Raw genomic sequence first — 17,606 nt, 5'->3', positions numbered from 1 at the left:
CGTCAAATTTTATGCGCCGTCTTTTACGTTACCGCCAATCCTTTATCGATAAAGATCTGCTTTGCTTTTTTAAATTCTTCTTGCGAAAGAGCCGGCACACCTTCGAGCGGGTACTTCATTCCCATCTGCTTCCACTTAAAAACGCCCATCGTGTGATAGGCCAAAACGTCGACCTTTTCCACATTGGGAAGCGTTTTGATAAAATCGGCAAGCTTGTTTAAATAGGCTTCGTTATAGGTGATGCCGGGAACGACGACGTGACGTATCCACAGCGGCTTGTTAATCGAACACACGTAATCGAGGAAGCGCAAAACAGGTTCGCGCGAAACGCCGGTTAAGTCTTTGTGCTGCTCTTCGGTTGCCGATTTTAAGTCAAGCAAAACGAGGTCGGTGTATTCGAGCGCGCTTTTTACCGTGTCGTTTAAATAATAGCCCGAAGTATCGAGCGCGGTATGAAGCACATCGCGTTTGCACAGTTTAAAAAAATCGCGCACGTAATCGGCTTGCTCGAGCGGCTCCCCGCCGGTAACGGTTACGCCGCCTGCGAAAAGGTAATAATGTTTGTACCGCTTGACGCGTTCGAAGGTTTGTTCCGCCGTTTCGATAATGCGTGCGTCTTCACGGTGCCATGTATCGCAGTTATGGCAGTACTTGCAGCGCAGCGGACAGCCCTGTAAAAACACTACATAGCGTAGTCCGGGGCCGTCCACCGTGCCGAAGCTTTCATATGAGTGAATAAAAGCCATAGCGTACGTTTACATCGACTGGTTTATAGTCCTTGACAACACGTCGAGCTGCTGTTCTTTCGTCAGCTTAACGAAGTTTACGGCGTAGCCGGAAACGCGAATCGTAAGCTGCGGGTACTTTTCGGGGTTGGCCATAGCGTCTTCCAAAAGCTTGCGGTCGAACACGTTGACGTTTAAGTGCTGGCCGCCGTCCGGCTCAAAGTAGCCTTTCAGCAGGTTCGTTAAATTGTCCACGCGGATATTTTCCTGTTTGCCCAGCGCGTTCGGTGCAATCGCAAAGGTGTACGAAATACCGTCGCCGATGTCTTCAAACGGAAGCTTTGCAACCGACGAAAGTGCGGCAATGGCGCCGTTGGTATCGCGTCCGTTCATCGGGTTGGCACCGGGCGAAAACGGCTCGTATGCGCAGCGCCCGCACGGAGTGGCGCCCGTTTTTTTGCCGTACACGACGTTCGACGTAATCGTCAGTACCGACTGCGTCGCTTTTGCGTGGCGGTAGGTTTCGTGGCGGCGCAAATAATTCATAAATTTGCGCGCAACCATAACCGCAAGCTGGTCGGTTTCGTCGTTGTCGTTTCCGTACGGAACATAGCTGCCTTCGCGCTTAAAATCCACGGCAAGGCCGTCTTCGTTTCTGATAACCTTTACTTTCGCGTTTTTAATTGCGGCAAGAGAGTCGGCAACGATCGCCAAGCCCGCAATACCGGTCGCCTGAATGCGCTCGACATCCGCATCGTGCAGCGCCAATTCAAAAGACTCGTACGAATATTTGTCGTGCATGTAGTGAATGACTTTGAGCGCGTTCATGTACACGCCGGCAAGCCATTTCATCATTTGCTCAAAGCGATCCATAACTTCGCAGTAGTCAAGATATTCGGACGTGATCGGTTTAAATGCCGGCGCAACCTGCGCACCCGATTTTTCGTCGCGTCCGCCGTTGATAGCGTAGAGCAAACACTTGGGCAAGTTGGCGCGTGCGCCGAAAAGCTGCATTTGCTTGCCGATTTTCATCGGCGAAACGCAGCACGCGATACCGTAGTCATCTCCGAATTCGGGGCGCATCAAATCGTCGTTTTCGTATTGAATCGAAGAGGTTTCGATTGAAACGCGCGCGCAGAATTTATTCCAATTTTCAGGCGCATGGTTCGACCAAAGCACGGTCATGTTCGGTTCGGGCGCCGGCCCCAAGTTATACAGCGTGTGCAAATAGCGGAACGACGTTTTCGTAACAAGCGTTCTGCCGTCTACGCCCATGCCGCCAAGGGATTCGGTAACCCAAGTGGGATCTCCCGAAAAAAGCTCGTTGTATTCGGGCGTGCGCAAAAAGCGGATAATGCGCAGTTTGATGATGAACTGGTCGATTAATTCCTGCGCTTCGCTTTCGGTCAGTTTTCCGTCGGCAATGTCTTTTTCGATAAAGATATCCAGGAACGTGGAGGTACGTCCCAAAGACATCGCCGCACCGTCCTGGTCTTTTGTCGCCGCAAGAAAGCCGAAATACAGCCACTGCACCGCTTCGCGCGCATTTTGGGCGGGGCGGCGTACGTCAAAACCGTAGCTCGCGCACATGCGTACAAATGCTTCAAGCGATTTTATCTGTTCGCTGATTTCTTCACGGTAACGGATATCCGATTCGGAAAGTTCGTACACGTCCAACTGGTCGAGCGCCTGCTTGCGCTCTTCGATAAGCGCATCTACGCCGTACAGCGCTATTCTGCGGTAATCGCCGATAATACGGCCGCGTCCGTAGGCATCGGGAAGCCCCGTAATAATACCCGATTTTCTGACGGCCCGCATGTCTTCGGTATAAGCCGAAAAAACGCCGTCGTTGTGCGTTTTGCGGTACTTGGTAAAGATCTCCTTCGTTACCGGATCGGGCGTAAAACCGTAGGCTTCCAGCGATTTTTCGACCATGCGCCAGCCGCCCTTAGGATAAATACCGCGCTTAAGCGGGGCGTCCGTCTGCAGTCCGACGATAACTTCGTTTTCTTTCGAAATATAGCCGGGCCCGTAGGCGTCTATGCCTTGCGGTATTTTTACTTCCGCATCGTACACGCCTCGTTTCGTTTCCTCTTTGAACATTTCTTTAAGCTTGTCCCATACGGCAAGCGTCCGCTTTGTAGGCGGCTGCAAAAAGGTATCGTCTCCCGTGTACGGTGTATAATTGTGCTGAATAAAGTCGCGCACATCGATTTCCGTGCGCCAATATTCGCCGTTAAAATCCTTAAAATAGTCCGAGTTAATATTCACGTCGGGCACTCCTTAACATAAGATACACATAATATAGTGAGACTAACAAATCAAGTCAATAAAAAAGCGAATTTTTCTCAACAACTCGGCATGAACGGAAGCAACAAAAAACTCCGCTTTTTTTATTCTCTGCGCCTATAACTATAGATGAGTAGTTACCTGCTTAAAACTATGTTACAAGGAGACGTGTATGGATTATCTGCCACGTTACAAAAGCGTAGATGAGCTGACTTTTACCGATGACTTTATGTTCGGTACCATCATGAAACATAAGCCTGTCTGCAAGGGCGTACTGGAACGGTTCTTGCACATCAAAGTCGGCAAAATTGAATACCCATCTTTACAGAAAACGATTGCCCCGTTCTACGAGAGTAAGGGGATTCGCCTCGACGTCTATGTCGCCGAATCTTCGCGCGTCTTCGATATTGAAATTCAAACTTCAATTCCGCCCGACCTGCCCAAACGCACACGGTTACAGCGAGCGTCTAATATAGCGCCGCTCACTGTAACGCCGAGTTTTGCCGACGCAAAACATCGCGGATAATTACGTTACGGTTCGCAATTTTGAAAAATTGCTCACTCCTAAAAACACATAGTCGGTTCCGGCACGGACGCCGGGAAAGCCGTATAACTGCGATGTTTCGGTAGGCGAATGCCGGACGAAACTCGTAATGAAAAACGTACAGGGAAGTACGTTTTTCAGACCTGACAAAACAACAAAAGTATTTTATAATGCAAGTGCGTACGACAAAGAAAAAGACGACGAATTGCATGCGTTGCTGCGCTATCTTTGCAAAAAACAGGCAACAAGTCATTTTACACAGAGCATTGACGAACTTGTTGAAACGACCAAAAGCAACGAAAAGTTCAGGAGCTTGTATATGTCATTGAATATTCATAAAGATGATTTACTCAGAGAGGGCGCAGTTATAGGGGAGAAAATAGGCTTTGAAAAAGGTGCCTATCAAACAAAACTTAAAACGGCAAAGATACTAAAACAACTCGGCGATTCCGTTCAAAAGATAATGCAGGCCACCGGCCTCACCAAAGAAGAGGTGGAAACCATCTCTTTCTGACAGATTGAATATCGGGCATTTCGCGCTCCGACATTGTATAGGTGCGCGATTCACTCGGTCAATTCTTTTGCCGATAGCCGAATTCGATAGCGGGGGCTGTCCGAAAATTGTAAGCCTATCGGCCTGCAGTTTTCGGACAGTTTCCTTGATTTTATATGCAACGGCTCTTTGAATTTACTTAGCCGCGTTGCGATCGGGATGACGGCTTGCGAGGAAGTTCGCATACACGGCGCCCGAAATATTATGCCACACGCTGAACACGGCACCCGGAATCGTCGCAAGCGGATACTGCGCAAAGTGCGTCGCGGCAAGCGATGTTGCAAGTCCCGAATTCTGCATACCGACTTCGATTGAAAGGGCACGGCATTTGGTCGTGTTGAGACGCAGTAATTTTCCGACACCGTATCCCGCCGCGTAGCCGAGCAGATTGTGAAGGATAACGACAAGCACGACGATAAGGCCGACCGTTTTAAGCCGCGCGGAATTCGCGGATACGACGCTCGCAATAATCATGATGATCGCGATCGTCGAAATAAGCGGAAGGATACGCACGATCTCGCGCGTCGCTTTTTCGAAAAAATAATTGCACACTAAACCGAGCGTAATCGGCACGAGCACGACTTTTACAATCGATAAAAACATCGCGACGGCATTGACATCGACACGCTGTCCGGCATACAGGAGCGTCAAAAGCGGCGTCATAAGCGGCGCGAACAGCGTCGATACCGCGGTCATGCCGACCGACAGCGGAACGTCTCCTTTGGAAAGATAGGTCATGACGTTCGACGACGTGCCGCCGGGACAAGTGCCGACGAGGATAACGCCGACGGCGATTTCCGTCGGCAGACTGAATGCTTTTGTCAAAGCGAACGCGATAAGCGGCATGAGCGTAAACTGCGCGATAAAACCGATGATGATATCTTTCGGCCGGCTGAACACGACTTTAAAATCGCTCACCTTGAGCGTAAGCCCCATGCCGAACATGACAATGCCGAGCAGCCAATTTATCCAGCTCGTTTTAATCCACAGACAAGTTTGCGGTGCAAAGAGCGCGAGCGCGGCAACCGCGATGACGATGAGCGCCATCCACTTACCGAAAAAATCGCTCAGCTTTTCAAGAAATTTCATACTAATTACATCCTTTATGCGTCTTTAATTATACTAAAGTATTTTAGCATAAATTAAACGGTAATGTAAAGCGGACGAACGATTTCAAACTGTGCTTTCGATGGCGCTCTTAAAGGACAAACGTCCAATTCCGCTTTTTCCATTTCGGATAATAACAAAAAATGCTATTGAACTTATCATCAAAGATCGAATGGAAGACGCGCCTTACAAGCGATGCCTCTGTTTTCATAATCGGACTTTTGAGCAAATTCTATTGCTGCGCAATTTACTCGGTCAATTCTTTTGCCAATAACCAAGGATCTAAATCGTCTTTCCAATTATTTTTCGAAAATTCAACATACCAAAATCGGCAGATTTTAAATGTGTCGTAATCGGTATCTTCAATTTCCAAAACCTGAATGCCTGTTTTTTTATCATAACGATATATTTTACGATCTTTTACGTTTCCGTATTTATCTTTACAGGTCATTTCAATAAGCTTTCCGCTTTTATTGTATCGATAATTGTACACCAGATTAGGATATGTTTTTTGAATGACATTACCTTTTTTGTCATATTCACAGGTCCATTCGAATACCTCTCCTTCTAAAAGATTTTTTCCGATTCCTTTTATAATCTTTTCACCGGCGTACACGTATTCAAATTTATATTCAAAGTCTTTATCGGTATTGTCTTTTTTATACAATATGTTTCCAAATTTATCGTATTCGCAAAGGGAAGCGGGTGCCGCATCTTGCTCGTATATTGTTTCACTGCGAATCGGTTTTCCGGCCTTATTGTATTTTTCGTGTTTAATGTAGTCCGGGTGTTCCGTTGTCGGCGCATAGCTGTAGCGGACGGCCGTTGTAACCGCATCGGTTCCGTCTTTTGTGTCTGTATAAACCGTTGTGTCTTTATTAAAAATTCGGCTGCGTTTCGGATCGACTTTCCATCTGCCGTCTTCTTTAAACATTTTCGAATCGTAAAAACAAATTTCAACCAAGCGTCCTTTTTTATCATATTTAAAAGTTTGTGTATTGCGAACCATACCCGTTTTGTCATACCACATCATGCGGGCAACTCTGTTTCCGTTTTTATCAAAATGATTTTCTTCAATATTTGCCGTGTCTTCATTAAATTTGCCGGTAGCGTCATCCTTTATAAAAAAACGTTTATAGGTTGCATAACCGCCTTTCGGAATTGTTTGTGTAACATCTACAAAGCTATCTTCTTTTTCGCCCTTTTGGGCTGCCTGAAGGTTTTCAGTTTGACGGCTCATTTGAATAATCAGGTTTTGTCTTTGGATTACGATTTCATCCGGATCTTCTAAAACAAAATCGCGGCCGTACATATGAAGTTCATTGTTCATCACATACACAATATTTCCGTAAAACCAAATCGGATCGCCGAGTTTATATTCTGTGCTGAAATATTGGGCAAAATTTTCAGGGAAATAAATATGTATCTTCAGGCCGTCAAATTCAACAAGAGCTTCCAGATTTAAGTTGTTAAGATATTGATTTTGAATAATTTTTTCACTCGCATCGATAATCGGATGTTTTTGTATGGGATAAGCGTTCATTACGGTTTTAATTTTTATAGGTACGGTCGGGAATGTATCGGCACCGGAAGAATTTGTTTTTGTAACAATATCTTCAAGGCTTTGTAAAATGCCATCCGGAAACACTATCGTATCGTGTTTTGACAAAAGGGGACGGAACGTAAGATATTTGGCCGTACCGGCTAGGAGGCTCTCCTCTCCGTAATACCAATACGGACCGATTTGCAAGGGTAAGCGTTGCGCACATAAAACAAGGTGAGGATCCAAATCCGCAACACGAATAACAACAAATACCGTATCATTACCGATACCCAGCTTTTCATTTGCTTCGACAGGAATCGGATTTTCCATACTTGCTTGATTGAATTTCAGATCGGGGATTATATTCGAATATAACAATTGATAATACATACTGTGAATTTTATTTTTATAATAATAATCGACTCGGTAACGTACAATTACAACACCGTTTGCCAGTTCTGCAGGAATATGCATAGAAGATCCGGTATTTGCTTTTGCGTCTCCAGTTGCATAAATTACCTGTCCGGAAACAAGACTCGGAACAAGGTCGCCTTTTCCGATGCTAAGAGCCGCTTTCGGAATAGTAAAATTCTGTGCCGAACAAAGTATCGATACGAAAAGCGCAATCAATACCGATAAGATTTTCTTCATTGTATAATCCCCCTTATCGTATTGATTATCATATCACCTATAGATATTCTTGTACACGCCGAATTTTCTACTTGCTTGCCCCCTCTTTTTTTTATATACTTTCGGCATGGTTATTTCATCGATTGACTTAAAAGGCGGAAAGGTCGTTCAACTTAAAAACGGGAAAGAGCCGGTGCTTTCGCGCACCGACGCCGATTCTTTGGCCGCCGAATTCAATATATACGGCGAAACGGCCGTTATCGACTTGGACGCCGCCTTAACCCATACGGACGAAGGCCCGCTTAAAGGACAAACGCCCAATTCCGCGCTGCTTGCACGCCTTTTGCGCAAGGGCAATATGCGCGCAGGAGGCGGCATCCGCACCGTAAAACGCGCAAAAGAATTGATTTCTTTGGGCGCCGAAAAGGTTATCATAGGTTCGGCAGCCTTCGCCGGAGGGGGCGAAAGCCGCAAGAGTGATACCGGTACGCAATCGGTTTTAAACACGAATTTTTTGGATGAACTGGTTAAAGCTATAGGCAAACAGCGTATTATCATCGCAGTCGACGCGCGCGACGGCATCATCAGCGTAAAAGGCTGGACGCAATCGAGCGGCATTCCGCTTTTGGACGGAGCCCGCGCGGCCGAAAAATATGCGGGCGAACTGCTTTTTACCTGCGTCGAAAAAGAAGGCTGCATGGGCGGAACCGATATGGAAGCCGTGCGGTCGCTGCGGCAGGCCGTCCGGTGTCGGCTGACGGCTGCAGGCGGCGTCAGCACCGTGCGGGAAGTCGAAGAACTTGAAAAACTGGGCGTCGACGTTCAGCTCGGCATGGCGCTCTATACGGGCGCGGTCAAACTGAAAGATTGCTTTATCGCCTGCCTGAATTGGGACAAAGCCGAAAAACACACGGGCGGTCTTATTCCCGTTATCGCGCAAAGTACGGCAGGCGAAGTGCTTATGACCGGCTTTGCAAACCGCGCCGCGCTCGAAAAAACATTCGACACCAAAAAACTCACCTTTTGGAGCCGCAGCCGCAACTGCCTGTGGACAAAGGGCGAAACGTCGGGTAATACGCTGTCGGTTGTAAAAATGCGGGCGGACTGCGACCGCGATACGGTACTTGCCGTCGTCGAACCTGCCGGCCCCGTCTGCCACACGGGAAGCTGGACTTGCTTTTCGTCGGAAGCCGGCGCGAAATCGAATTTGGAACGCCTCGAAAACATCATCGCCGAACGTTTTGCGCACCCGACGCCGGGTTCGTATACGGCAACGCTCGACGACAAACGCGTGCGCGAAAAGATTGCCGAAGAATCGCAGGAACTTATCGAAGCGAACGGAAAAGACGAAGTCGTGTGGGAAGCCGCCGACCTTATGTATTTTATCGGCGTACTGCTGCACCGCGAAAACGTGCGCTGGCAGGATGTTTACGACGAACTTGACCGGAGGCATAAAAAATGACCCTTATAAAAGCGGACGCGCTCGATCAGTCTTTTTTCGCGCCGCGGACATTTGCGTCCGACGTACGCTCTGCCGTTCAGCACATACTCGATGAAGTAAAACAAAACGGAGACGCGGCGCTTCATGAATTTGCAAAAAAATTCGACCGCGCCGATCCGGACAGCTTTGAGATTCCCTACGCCGATTTAAAAGAATGCGAAAACAATTTGCGTAAAAATAAAACGTCCGTATACGACGCCCTGTGCCGTTCGCGCGATTTGGCGCTAAAGTTCGCATATAAGCAAAAGGAATGTTTTACCGATTTTGAAATCGAATTGACGGACGGACTTTTTACCGGTCAAAAAAACATTCCCGTCGAACGTGCGGGCCTCTATGTTCCCGCCGGAAGTTTTCCGCTTTTGTCTTCGGTCGTTATGACTTCAAGCCCCGCAAAGGCGGCAGGCTGCAAAGAAATCATTTTATGTACGCCCCCTAAAGCTGGATCGAAAACGGGCCGCAGCGAAAAACGGACACCATGGGCCGACGAAGGTATTTTGGCTGCGGCTTCCATCTGTTCGGTAGGCCGCGTATTTGCCGTCGGAGGCGCACAGGCAATAGCCGCCATGGCCTACGGCACTCAAAGCATTCCCCGCTGCGACGTTATCGCAGGACCGGGCAACAAATACGTTGCCGAAGCAAAACGCCTCATCACGGGCGATGCGGGCATCGACCTTGTCGCGGGCCCCACCGAAGTTTTTATCATCGCCGACAAAGATGCAAAGGCCGAATGGGTCGCCGCCGATTTACTTGCACAAGCCGAACACGATGCGGACGCGCAGGCGGTTTTGGCAACGCCTTCGAAAACCTTTGCAGAAAAAGTAAACAAAGAGCTTGAAAAGCGGCTTGCCCTGCTCCCGACGGCGCCAACCGCAGCCGAAAGCATTAAGCGGCACGGACTCATTATTATAACCGACTCGCTCGAGCAAGCCGCCGACATTGCAAACCGCAAAGCGCCGGAACACTTGGAACTCGCACTGAACGAAGGCAAAAAGCGCGACGAGATTGCCGCCCTTTTGCACAATTACGGCTCGCTTTTTATCGGCTGCTTTGCCGCCGAAGTGCTCGGCGACTACGCCGCAGGCTTAAATCACACGCTGCCCACTTCAGGCTCGGCGCGTTTTACCGGCGGTCTTTCGGTCAGGCATTTTTTAAAAACGGCAACGACGCTGCGCGCGGCGGAAAACAAAGCGGAACTTCCGAAAGGCGTGAAAGATTCGTTTAAAGCGGCATTTGAATTGGGAAAGGCCGAAGGCTTGTATGCGCATGCCCGTGCGGCGGATGTACGCCTGCAATCGTAAAGGTTCTTAAACGTAATAGTCCGAGTCTTTTCCCGTTACCTTTTTGTACAGCCGAAGATATTCGTCTTGGTGAGCGTCGTGCTGCTCTTTTAACATACGCATGATTTTTTGCACGACAAAATTCTTTTTGTCTTCCATGTCGGCGGGGGCTTCGGCCATAGCTTCATCGCGGAACTGCCTGCAAGCGATAACGGGACTCGCGGTCATGATGACGACATCTTCGTACACAAGGTCGGCAAGCATATCTTCGGGGTTGTCGGGACTTATTCTGAGGCAGCTGCCGTTCGTCGACACCAAAATCATCACATCGAAGAGCCGCAGATACGAATCGATTTCGCGCAAACCTTCGCGCGTTTCAGGCTGACCGGGCCGATAGCGGGTGCCGCTGGGAAATACGAGAACCGCCTTTCCCTGCTTTTTGCATTTATCGAGCGCGCGCATTGCGGCCATGTTTATCGCGCGGCTTTTGGCGCTTTCTTTTTCAAACTCGACCGGATCTTCTATAGCGGCAAGGCTTCGGCTCGGATACACGACGATTCGCGTAAACGCTTCGGCCCATGCTTTTACCATCGGGTTCGCTTCGTTCAGCTTCATGCCGGCGATCGCGACAATCCGTTCGGACAAAGCCGGCCCGAAGTCTTTTCCGCAATGTTCGAGCAAATAACACAAAGCCGGCAAATCCATATTGCTGAAATGCTCGACGAGCAAAAGTCCGCGCTTGCCTTCCTGTATGGCGCGGAAAAACGCTTCAAAATTATGCAGATTTTCAAGATGCGAACCTTCGAGCAGATTTTCCGCAAGCATCGCATCCATAAACCGGCGGGTCGCCTTATTCGCTTCCTGGTAAACATTCGTATTATCGATTTTATCGGCGGCTTTAGCCAAGCGTTTTAAATCGGCAAACATGTGTGCGTAGCGCTGTGCAAGCGGCATCGGATCCATAGCGGCATCTCCTGTGCGGTTTTATGATTATAGGATATCCCTGAAGACGTATACTGTCAAGTTTATCGGACTTATCGGAATCTATACGACACCGTGAGCGATCATCGCTTCGGCGACTTTCAAAAAGCCGGCAATATTGGCGCCGGCAACGTAATTGCCTTTCATGCCGAAACGTTCGGCGGCGCCGTAAGCATTATCGTGAATGTCTTTCATAATGCCGTTCAATTTTGCGTCGACTTCTTCCCGCGACCACGAATAGCGCATGGAATTCTGACTCATTTCAAGACCCGATACGGAAACGCCGCCGGCATTGGCCGCTTTGCCCGGTGCAAACAACACGCCTTCCTTTTGGAAAACGGCAACGGCATCAGGCGTACTCGGCATATTGGCGCCTTCGGCAACCAGCTGCACACCGTTTGCGACAAGGGAACGCGCATCGTCGACCGACAATTCGTTTTGCGTCGCGCACGGGAAAGCGCAATCGACGCTTACCGCCCACGGACGCTTTCCTGCAGTATATTCGGCATTCGGGTATGCTTTAACATATTCGCTTATGCGGCCGCGCTTAACGTTTTTAAGGTCCTGTATAAACGCAAGCTTTTCGGCGTCTATGCCGTCTTTATCGTAAATAAAGCCCGAAGAATCGGACATCGTAAGCGGTTTTGCCCCGCACTGAATAAGCTTTTGCACGGCAAACTGCGCAACGTTGCCGCTTCCCGAAACGGCACAGCGCAAGCCTTTAAGCGTTTTGTTTTTGACGGCGAGCATATTCGAGGCAAAGTAAACCAAGCCGTAGCCGGTTGCTTCGGGACGGATGAGCGAGCCGCCGTACGAGCGCCCCTTTCCGGTAAGCACGCCCGTAAATTCGTTGCGTATGCGCTTGTATTGGCCGAACATATAGCCGATTTCGCGGGCGCCCACCCCGATATCGCCTGCCGGCACATCCGTGTCGGGGCCGATATGGCGGTACAGTTCGGTCATAAACGATTGGCAAAAACGCATAACTTCGCCGTCGCTTTTCCCGTGAGGATCAAAATCGGCACCGCCCTTTGCGCCGCCCATGGGCAGCGTCGTCAAGCTGTTTTTAAAAGTCTGTTCGAAGCCCAAAAACTTCAATATGCTCAAATTGACGGACGGATGAAAGCGGATGCCGCCTTTATACGGGCCGATCGCTCCGTTAAACTGAATGCGGTAGCCCCGGTTCACTTGAACCGTGCCCTTGTCGTCGATCCACGGAACACGGAATATAACGGTGCGGTCGGGTTCGACACAGCGCTCCAAAACAGCGTTCCGTTCGAGTTCCGGCATCTTTTCGGCAACGACTTCCAGCGTTTCAAGCACTTCGCGAACCGCTTGCAAAAATTCCGGCTCGGCCGCATTTTTCGCCTGCACTTGATTCCATACTCTTTGAACATATGCGTTTTTCATGATTACCTCGCTGTACAATGTGCGTATTTTATCACAAGAGCTTTTACTGTACAAGTGCGCTCAAGGACTTCAGCATGAACGAAAGTCGGCAAAAATATCCGCTATTTTATCAAAATCCGTGCGACGTCAAAGCTGAACGAGTCGTCGGCAAAAGAAAAATCTTTTACTTTTTTCGAATTGTACACAATCATTTCTTTTGCGTAAGAAAGCGGCACATTCACGGCTTCGTCGTGCAGCGTCGTTAAAATATAACGGTAATCTTCTCGTATCGCATCTTCGTTTACGGTACTCATCATGTCGGCAATGCAGGCATCGATTTGCGCTTTTTGCGCCAAACCCTGCTGAGAAGTTTTATCAAGCCCGTCGTCGACCATGGCGGTTAAAAATACTTGCGGATCCTGCGGAAAGCCGTAAGTGTCATTGACGGATATTTCGAATGCGCCGTCCATACCCGTTTCGAACCACGTCATCGTTTCATAGCCCTGCAAAACAAGGTCGATGCCGATGTCCGCCAGCTGCCCTTTTACGGCCGTAAGTATTTGTTCGTCGAGCGGTTTTGAACTTTGATAAATCGCCCTCAGACGAAGCGGCGTTCCGTTGCGCATTCTTATTCCCTGCGCGTTCATATCGGTCCATCCGGCTTGGTCGAGCAAAGCAGCCGCCAAGTCTTTGTCGTATTCATACGGCGTCAATTCGATATCGCAATTCGGCGTATCGCGCGTAAACAGCGTATCCGCTTTTACTTCTTTTCCGTATAACACGGTATTGATAATTTCATTTTTATCGATCGCATGTTCAATCGCCGTGCGCAGCCGCTTGTCTTTTGTAAGAGGCGAAGACGCATTCAGCAACAGATTCCTCGTAATATACGTTCTGTCGGAAAATTTCACGGAAAGCGCCTCATCGTTTGCGATCTGATTCAGCATATCGTAGGTGATTTGATACGAGCCGAACAGTACATCGATTTCGCCGGCTTTGAGCGCGAGCATGCGGCTGTCTTCATCCGGTATGATTTTTACGGTAAAAGAATCGGGTCCCCGATTTTCGCCGTACCACGACGGATTTTTCGTAAAACGATAGGTTTGTCCTTCCGTGCAATGTGCCGCCTTAAGTTCATACGGGCCGGTTCCCGCCGTATCCGAAAGAACGGAACCGTAGGGGTTGTTGCCGTTTTCAAACATTTTGGGAGAAAGCATGCCGAAGGCCAATGCGCTCAGTTCCTGTAAAACGGTATAGTACGGTTTTTCATAATAAAAACGGACGGTATATTCATCCGGAGCATCCACTTCGCTTATGCGTGAAACGGCTCCGTAATAGCCCAAGTATTCTCCGACAAATTCCCGTATCTTTTCGATATTTGTCTTTACGGCTTGCGCGTTGAACGGCGTGCCGTCCGTAAACGCAACTCCGCGGCGCAGATGAAAGGTCCACGTGTGTTCGTCGTGTTCCCATGTTTCGGCAAGAGCCGGCTTGACTTTTCCATCCTCAAACCGGACAAGCGTTTCATACACCAATTCGGAATAATGGGTAAAACCGAGTCCGTCCATTATTCCGTATGGATCATAGCTGGCAAAAGCGACGGAATCGCCCACGACAAGATCGCTCGCGCCGGTTTTTGACGACGCATTTTTGCATCCCGAAAGGGCAATCAGTACCAGTACCGCGAATAACACTGCGATATACCGCATTTTTCTTATAACCATAATAACACCCCTTTATATTACGCCGGTATTTTTCCGGCTTTTATTGAAACAATTGTTTCGGTCATAAAAGAAGCTGCGCTGAAATCGTGCGTGATAAACAAATACGCGCATCCGGTTTCGGTTTGCAGCCGCTTTAACAACTCAAGAATATGAAGCATAACCGTCGGGTCAAGCCCGGCGGTCGCTTCGTCCAAGATAACCAGTTTCGGAGCGACGGACAGCGCGCGGATAATACATATCCGTTTTTGCTGTCCGCCCGATAATTCATGCGGATATTTTTCCAAAAGATATTCGGGAATATTCGCCGCAGTCAAAAGCGGAAGCAATTTTTCCGCGCATTCTTTTTCGGACAGCCGGTAATAATTCCGCAGCGGTTCGAAAAGGCTTTTTTTTATTTTTTGCCGCGGATCAAAGCAATTTAAGTTATCCTGAAAAACCGGCTGAACGGTTTTATACAAAGTCCTTTTACGTGCGAGCGCGAAAATATCCGTTCCGTCCCAAAAAACGCTGCCGGCCGTCGGTTTTTCAAAGGCGCAGATTAAACGCACCAGCGTACTTTTCCCGCTGCCGCTTTCTCCCATCAGGGCGACCGTTTCCCCGTCTTTAACCGTTAATGAAATATCGTCGAGCGCTTGTACCGAACCTCCGTCTCGGCCGCGTAACCGATAATGCATACTTATATGTTTTACTTCAAGCATGGGCCGCCTCCTTTCCCAAGCGCGATGCGGCCAGCAGTTCCGCCGTATACGCATGACGCGGCGATTGAAGAATCTTTTTCGCTGCACCGTATTCGACGATTTTGCCGTTTTTCATCACGGCAACAGTGTCGGCGATGTTTTCCACGGCATTCATATCATGCGAAGCAAAAAGCACCGTCGTATGAGAGGTTTCGGCCGTTTTTACGAGCAAATCGGTGATAAGGCGGCTGTTATAAGCATCCAACGCTCCGGTCGGCTCATCGGCAACCAAGAGTACCGGCTGCAGCGAAAAAGCTATGGCAATCATAACCCGTTGAAGCATACCGCCGCTCAATTGGTGGGGATAACTTTCCATAATGCGCGCGGCTTCGTAAAGTCCCGCTTTCCGCAGCCGTTCGCACCCTATGTAAAAGGCGTCGCGCATGCTGCAGGGAAGGTGGGCTTTAATTGTTTCTATAAAGTGATTTTTTATCTTCATGCACGGATCAAGCGCGGCGTGCGGATTTTGCATTATATAGCCGATATCTCTTCCGTTTATACGCCGATGTTCATCTTGAGCCAGCGGCAGCAGTTCCCTGCCGCACAAAAGAATGCTTCCGCTTTGCAGTGCCTGTCCCTCAAGCAAACCGAGAATCGCTTTACAAACGGAAGTTTTGCCGCTTCCGCTTTCGCCGATTAAAGCAAAGATTTCTCCCTTCTTAATCGAAAAATTAACATTGCATATTTTAACCGGCTCATTCGGATACTCAATACACAAATCGGCTGCGGAAAGGACGGTATTCCTATCCGTTTTTTCTTCGATAACGGATCCCCGTTCGACTTGAATGCCGCTCGAGCGGGAATTGTGATGCCGAAGAGAGCGATACGGTGAAAAAAACAGCCGCAAGCCTTCTCCCGTAATATTGCAGGCGCACACGGAAAACAACACGCATAAGCCCGGATAGACGGCAAAACGCGGCGACTGAATCAAGCTGCTTTTCGCTTCCGAAAGCATCGCGCCCCATTCCGGAGTACCGGCAGGAAGTCCTATCCCCAAAAACGAAAAACCCGAAATCATCAGCACCGCATCCCCGATGCCCATAGCAAGCAAAACAATAAGGTTCGGCGCGATATTCGGAAAGATATGTTTTGCCGCAATGCCTAAAGCCGAAAGCCCTGCGGTTTTTGCGTAAACGATATAAGTTTTGCCGCTTTCGTTTTGCGTATAGCTGCGCACCATCCTGCCGTACCAGCCCCAATAGGCAAAAACCGCGCTTATAAGCAGGTTTGCCAAGCCGTTTCCCATAACGCCGACAACGGCGAGAACCAGCACCGCAGGCGGCATCGCCATACTTATATCGCAGCTTAATACGAACAGTTTGTCCGCGATGCCGCCTCTGAATGCGCACAGAATTCCCAAGGGTGTTGCAAGCAGCGCGACGCTCCCGATGACGGCCGCGGCAAGTCCCATGGAATAGCGCGCGCCGTACATAAGCCGCGATAAAACACATCGTCCGTACGCGTCGGCACCTAAGGGCATCGAGCCGGAGCTTCCGGCAAAACGCAGGCTCATATTGATTTTATACGGATTGTTCGGCGCGAGCACACCGCAAAAAACGGCTGCCGCGGCGATCAACAAGAGCATAATGAGACCTGCAACAAGCGCCGCGTTCATCTTTTTCTTCATGCGCGGTTCCTCAGCAAGGGGTTGAGCGCAGCGCCGAGAAATTCCGCCGCGCCGTTGCACACGACAAACGCGAATGCCGTCAGCACAAGATAGGCGTTGATAACGGGAAAATCGCGGTTGATTGCGGCGTTCAATGCATAGATGCCGATGCCGGGAATTGAAAAGATACTTTCCGTGATTGCCGTTCCCGCGATTAAATAGCCGATATTTTGCCCCCACAGCGTCAAAAGAACGGGCGCCGCGTTGCGCAAAAGATGGCGAGCCATAATGTGCCGGCTGCCGATTCCGCGCGCTTTAGCGTATTGAATGTACTCTTTATCTTCGTTTTCCAATAAAAACGAACGCAAAAGCCGGGTAAGCATGCCGATCATCGGCAGCGCAAGTACAAACGCGGCAAAAAGCACACTGACGATATGCCCGTGCCCGATAACCGGAAACCAATGCAAATGCATGCCGAAATACCGTAAACACAAAAGGCCGGCAAAATAACCGGGCACGGAAAAACTTACAAAAGAAAAAAAGCCGATGAGCCTGTCCACAAAGCGGCCATTGTTTAAAGCCGCCGTTATGCCGAGCGGAACGGAAAAAACGATAATAAAAACGGCCGCGCATACGGCGACGGTCAATGTTGCCGGCAAAGCTTTGCGCAGTTCGGTTCGTATGTCTTTTTTGGTAATATACGAAACGCCGAAATCCAAACGGGCTGCCCGCTTTATCCATGACCAATACTGTTCGGGCAGCGTTTTATCGAATCCCGTAATTTTTTTATATTGAGCGATCAATTCCGTGCCGGCGGAACGCGAAATTCGGCGCGCATAGGCTTCGGCAGGATCAATCGGCGATATATTCGCCAAAAAAAACGACAAAAAAGACACGCACAATAAAACGAGCAAAAGGTATGCCGTTTTTTTTATAATTTCCATACTTCGCGGCCTCTTTCGTTTATTTTTGCCGGAAAGAGTTCCGCTCTCTACCCCGA

The 17,606-nt window shown here is 49.1% G+C and carries 14 protein-coding genes; 4 read left to right on the top strand and 10 right to left on the bottom strand.

From position 1 onward, the window contains the following. Positions 1-23: 23 nt before the first annotated feature. Entirely contained in the window at positions 24-746 is a 723-nt protein-coding gene (gene pflA, locus HMPREF9194_RS01075) for a pyruvate formate-lyase-activating protein (protein ID WP_016524511.1), read from the bottom strand. Positions 747-755: 9 nt separating this feature from the next. After that, positions 756-2,996: a formate C-acetyltransferase gene (gene pflB / locus HMPREF9194_RS01070; protein ID WP_016524510.1), complete on the bottom strand. Its 2,241-nt coding sequence runs from the start codon at positions 2,994-2,996 to the stop codon at positions 756-758. Between the two features lie 190 nt (positions 2,997-3,186). Here pflB and HMPREF9194_RS01065 point away from each other — a divergent pair, with 190 nt between their 5' ends. Together HMPREF9194_RS01065 and HMPREF9194_RS01060 are read left to right on the top strand one after the other, a co-directional pair. After that, complete coding sequence (locus HMPREF9194_RS01065; RefSeq protein WP_016524509.1) at positions 3,187-3,540, top strand: hypothetical protein; 354 nt, start codon at positions 3,187-3,189, stop codon at positions 3,538-3,540. Positions 3,541-3,667: 127 nt separating this feature from the next. Then, complete coding sequence (locus tag HMPREF9194_RS01060) at positions 3,668-4,072, top strand: hypothetical protein (RefSeq protein WP_016524508.1); 405 nt, start codon at positions 3,668-3,670, stop codon at positions 4,070-4,072. Between the two features lie 174 nt (positions 4,073-4,246). Here the strand turns inward: HMPREF9194_RS01060 and HMPREF9194_RS01055 are convergent, their stop codons facing one another. Together HMPREF9194_RS01055 and HMPREF9194_RS01050 are read right to left on the bottom strand one after the other, a co-directional pair. Next, the gene (locus HMPREF9194_RS01055; protein WP_016524507.1) at positions 4,247-5,200 is read right to left on the bottom strand and encodes a bile acid:sodium symporter family protein; all 954 of its coding nucleotides are present in this window, start codon (positions 5,198-5,200) and stop codon (positions 4,247-4,249) included. A gap of 265 nt (positions 5,201-5,465) precedes the next feature. Then, entirely contained in the window at positions 5,466-7,412 is a 1,947-nt protein-coding gene (locus HMPREF9194_RS01050) for an RHS repeat domain-containing protein (protein ID WP_016524506.1), read from the bottom strand. Between the two features lie 106 nt (positions 7,413-7,518). Between HMPREF9194_RS01050 and hisIE the strand changes: the two genes are divergently transcribed. Together hisIE and hisD are read left to right on the top strand one after the other, a co-directional pair. Then, positions 7,519-8,853 carry a bifunctional phosphoribosyl-AMP cyclohydrolase/phosphoribosyl-ATP diphosphatase HisIE gene (hisIE, locus tag HMPREF9194_RS01045; protein ID WP_016524505.1) on the top strand — a complete coding sequence of 445 codons (1,335 nt, stop codon included), beginning with the start codon at positions 7,519-7,521 and terminating at the stop codon, positions 8,851-8,853. Then, a complete protein-coding gene (gene hisD, locus HMPREF9194_RS01040; protein WP_016524504.1) occupies positions 8,850-10,190 on the top strand; it encodes a histidinol dehydrogenase in 1,341 nt (446 codons plus the stop codon). The genes hisIE and hisD overlap by 4 nt, the downstream gene beginning before the upstream one ends. Positions 10,191-10,196: 6 nt before the next feature. On the opposite strand, the gene HMPREF9194_RS01035 is transcribed toward hisD, so the two are convergent. From HMPREF9194_RS01035 to HMPREF9194_RS01010, 6 genes are all read right to left on the bottom strand, one after another. Further along, complete coding sequence (locus tag HMPREF9194_RS01035) at positions 10,197-11,132, bottom strand: 1-acyl-sn-glycerol-3-phosphate acyltransferase (protein WP_016524503.1); 936 nt, start codon at positions 11,130-11,132, stop codon at positions 10,197-10,199. An 81-nt stretch (positions 11,133-11,213) separates the two neighbouring features. Beyond that, positions 11,214-12,560, bottom strand: a complete 1,347-nt coding sequence (gene gdhA, locus HMPREF9194_RS01030; protein WP_016524502.1) for an NADP-specific glutamate dehydrogenase — start codon at positions 12,558-12,560, stop codon at positions 11,214-11,216. Between the two features lie 101 nt (positions 12,561-12,661). Then, the gene (locus HMPREF9194_RS01025; RefSeq protein WP_016524501.1) at positions 12,662-14,263 is read right to left on the bottom strand and encodes an ABC transporter substrate-binding protein; all 1,602 of its coding nucleotides are present in this window, start codon (positions 14,261-14,263) and stop codon (positions 12,662-12,664) included. A 17-nt stretch (positions 14,264-14,280) separates the two neighbouring features. Further along, positions 14,281-14,961 (bottom strand): ABC transporter ATP-binding protein, encoded by a 681-nt coding sequence (locus tag HMPREF9194_RS01020; RefSeq protein ID WP_016524500.1) that lies wholly within the window; start codon positions 14,959-14,961, stop codon positions 14,281-14,283. Beyond that, positions 14,954-16,627 (bottom strand): dipeptide/oligopeptide/nickel ABC transporter permease/ATP-binding protein, encoded by a 1,674-nt coding sequence (locus HMPREF9194_RS01015; protein WP_016524499.1) that lies wholly within the window; start codon positions 16,625-16,627, stop codon positions 14,954-14,956. Before HMPREF9194_RS01015 ends, HMPREF9194_RS01020 begins: the two co-directional genes overlap by 8 nt. Continuing rightward, positions 16,624-17,550, bottom strand: coding sequence for an ABC transporter permease (locus tag HMPREF9194_RS01010; protein ID WP_016524498.1), 927 nt, complete (start codon positions 17,548-17,550; stop codon positions 16,624-16,626). The genes HMPREF9194_RS01015 and HMPREF9194_RS01010 overlap by 4 nt, the downstream gene beginning before the upstream one ends. Positions 17,551-17,606 lie beyond the last annotated feature (56 nt).

The sequence above is a fragment of the Treponema maltophilum ATCC 51939 genome, assembly GCF_000413055.1.
Taxonomy (GTDB): Bacteria; Spirochaetota; Spirochaetia; order Treponematales; family Treponemataceae; genus Treponema_C; species Treponema_C maltophilum.
The sequence above is the reverse complement of the archived record's forward strand: the minus strand, read 5'-3'. Positions and strand labels throughout refer to the sequence as shown.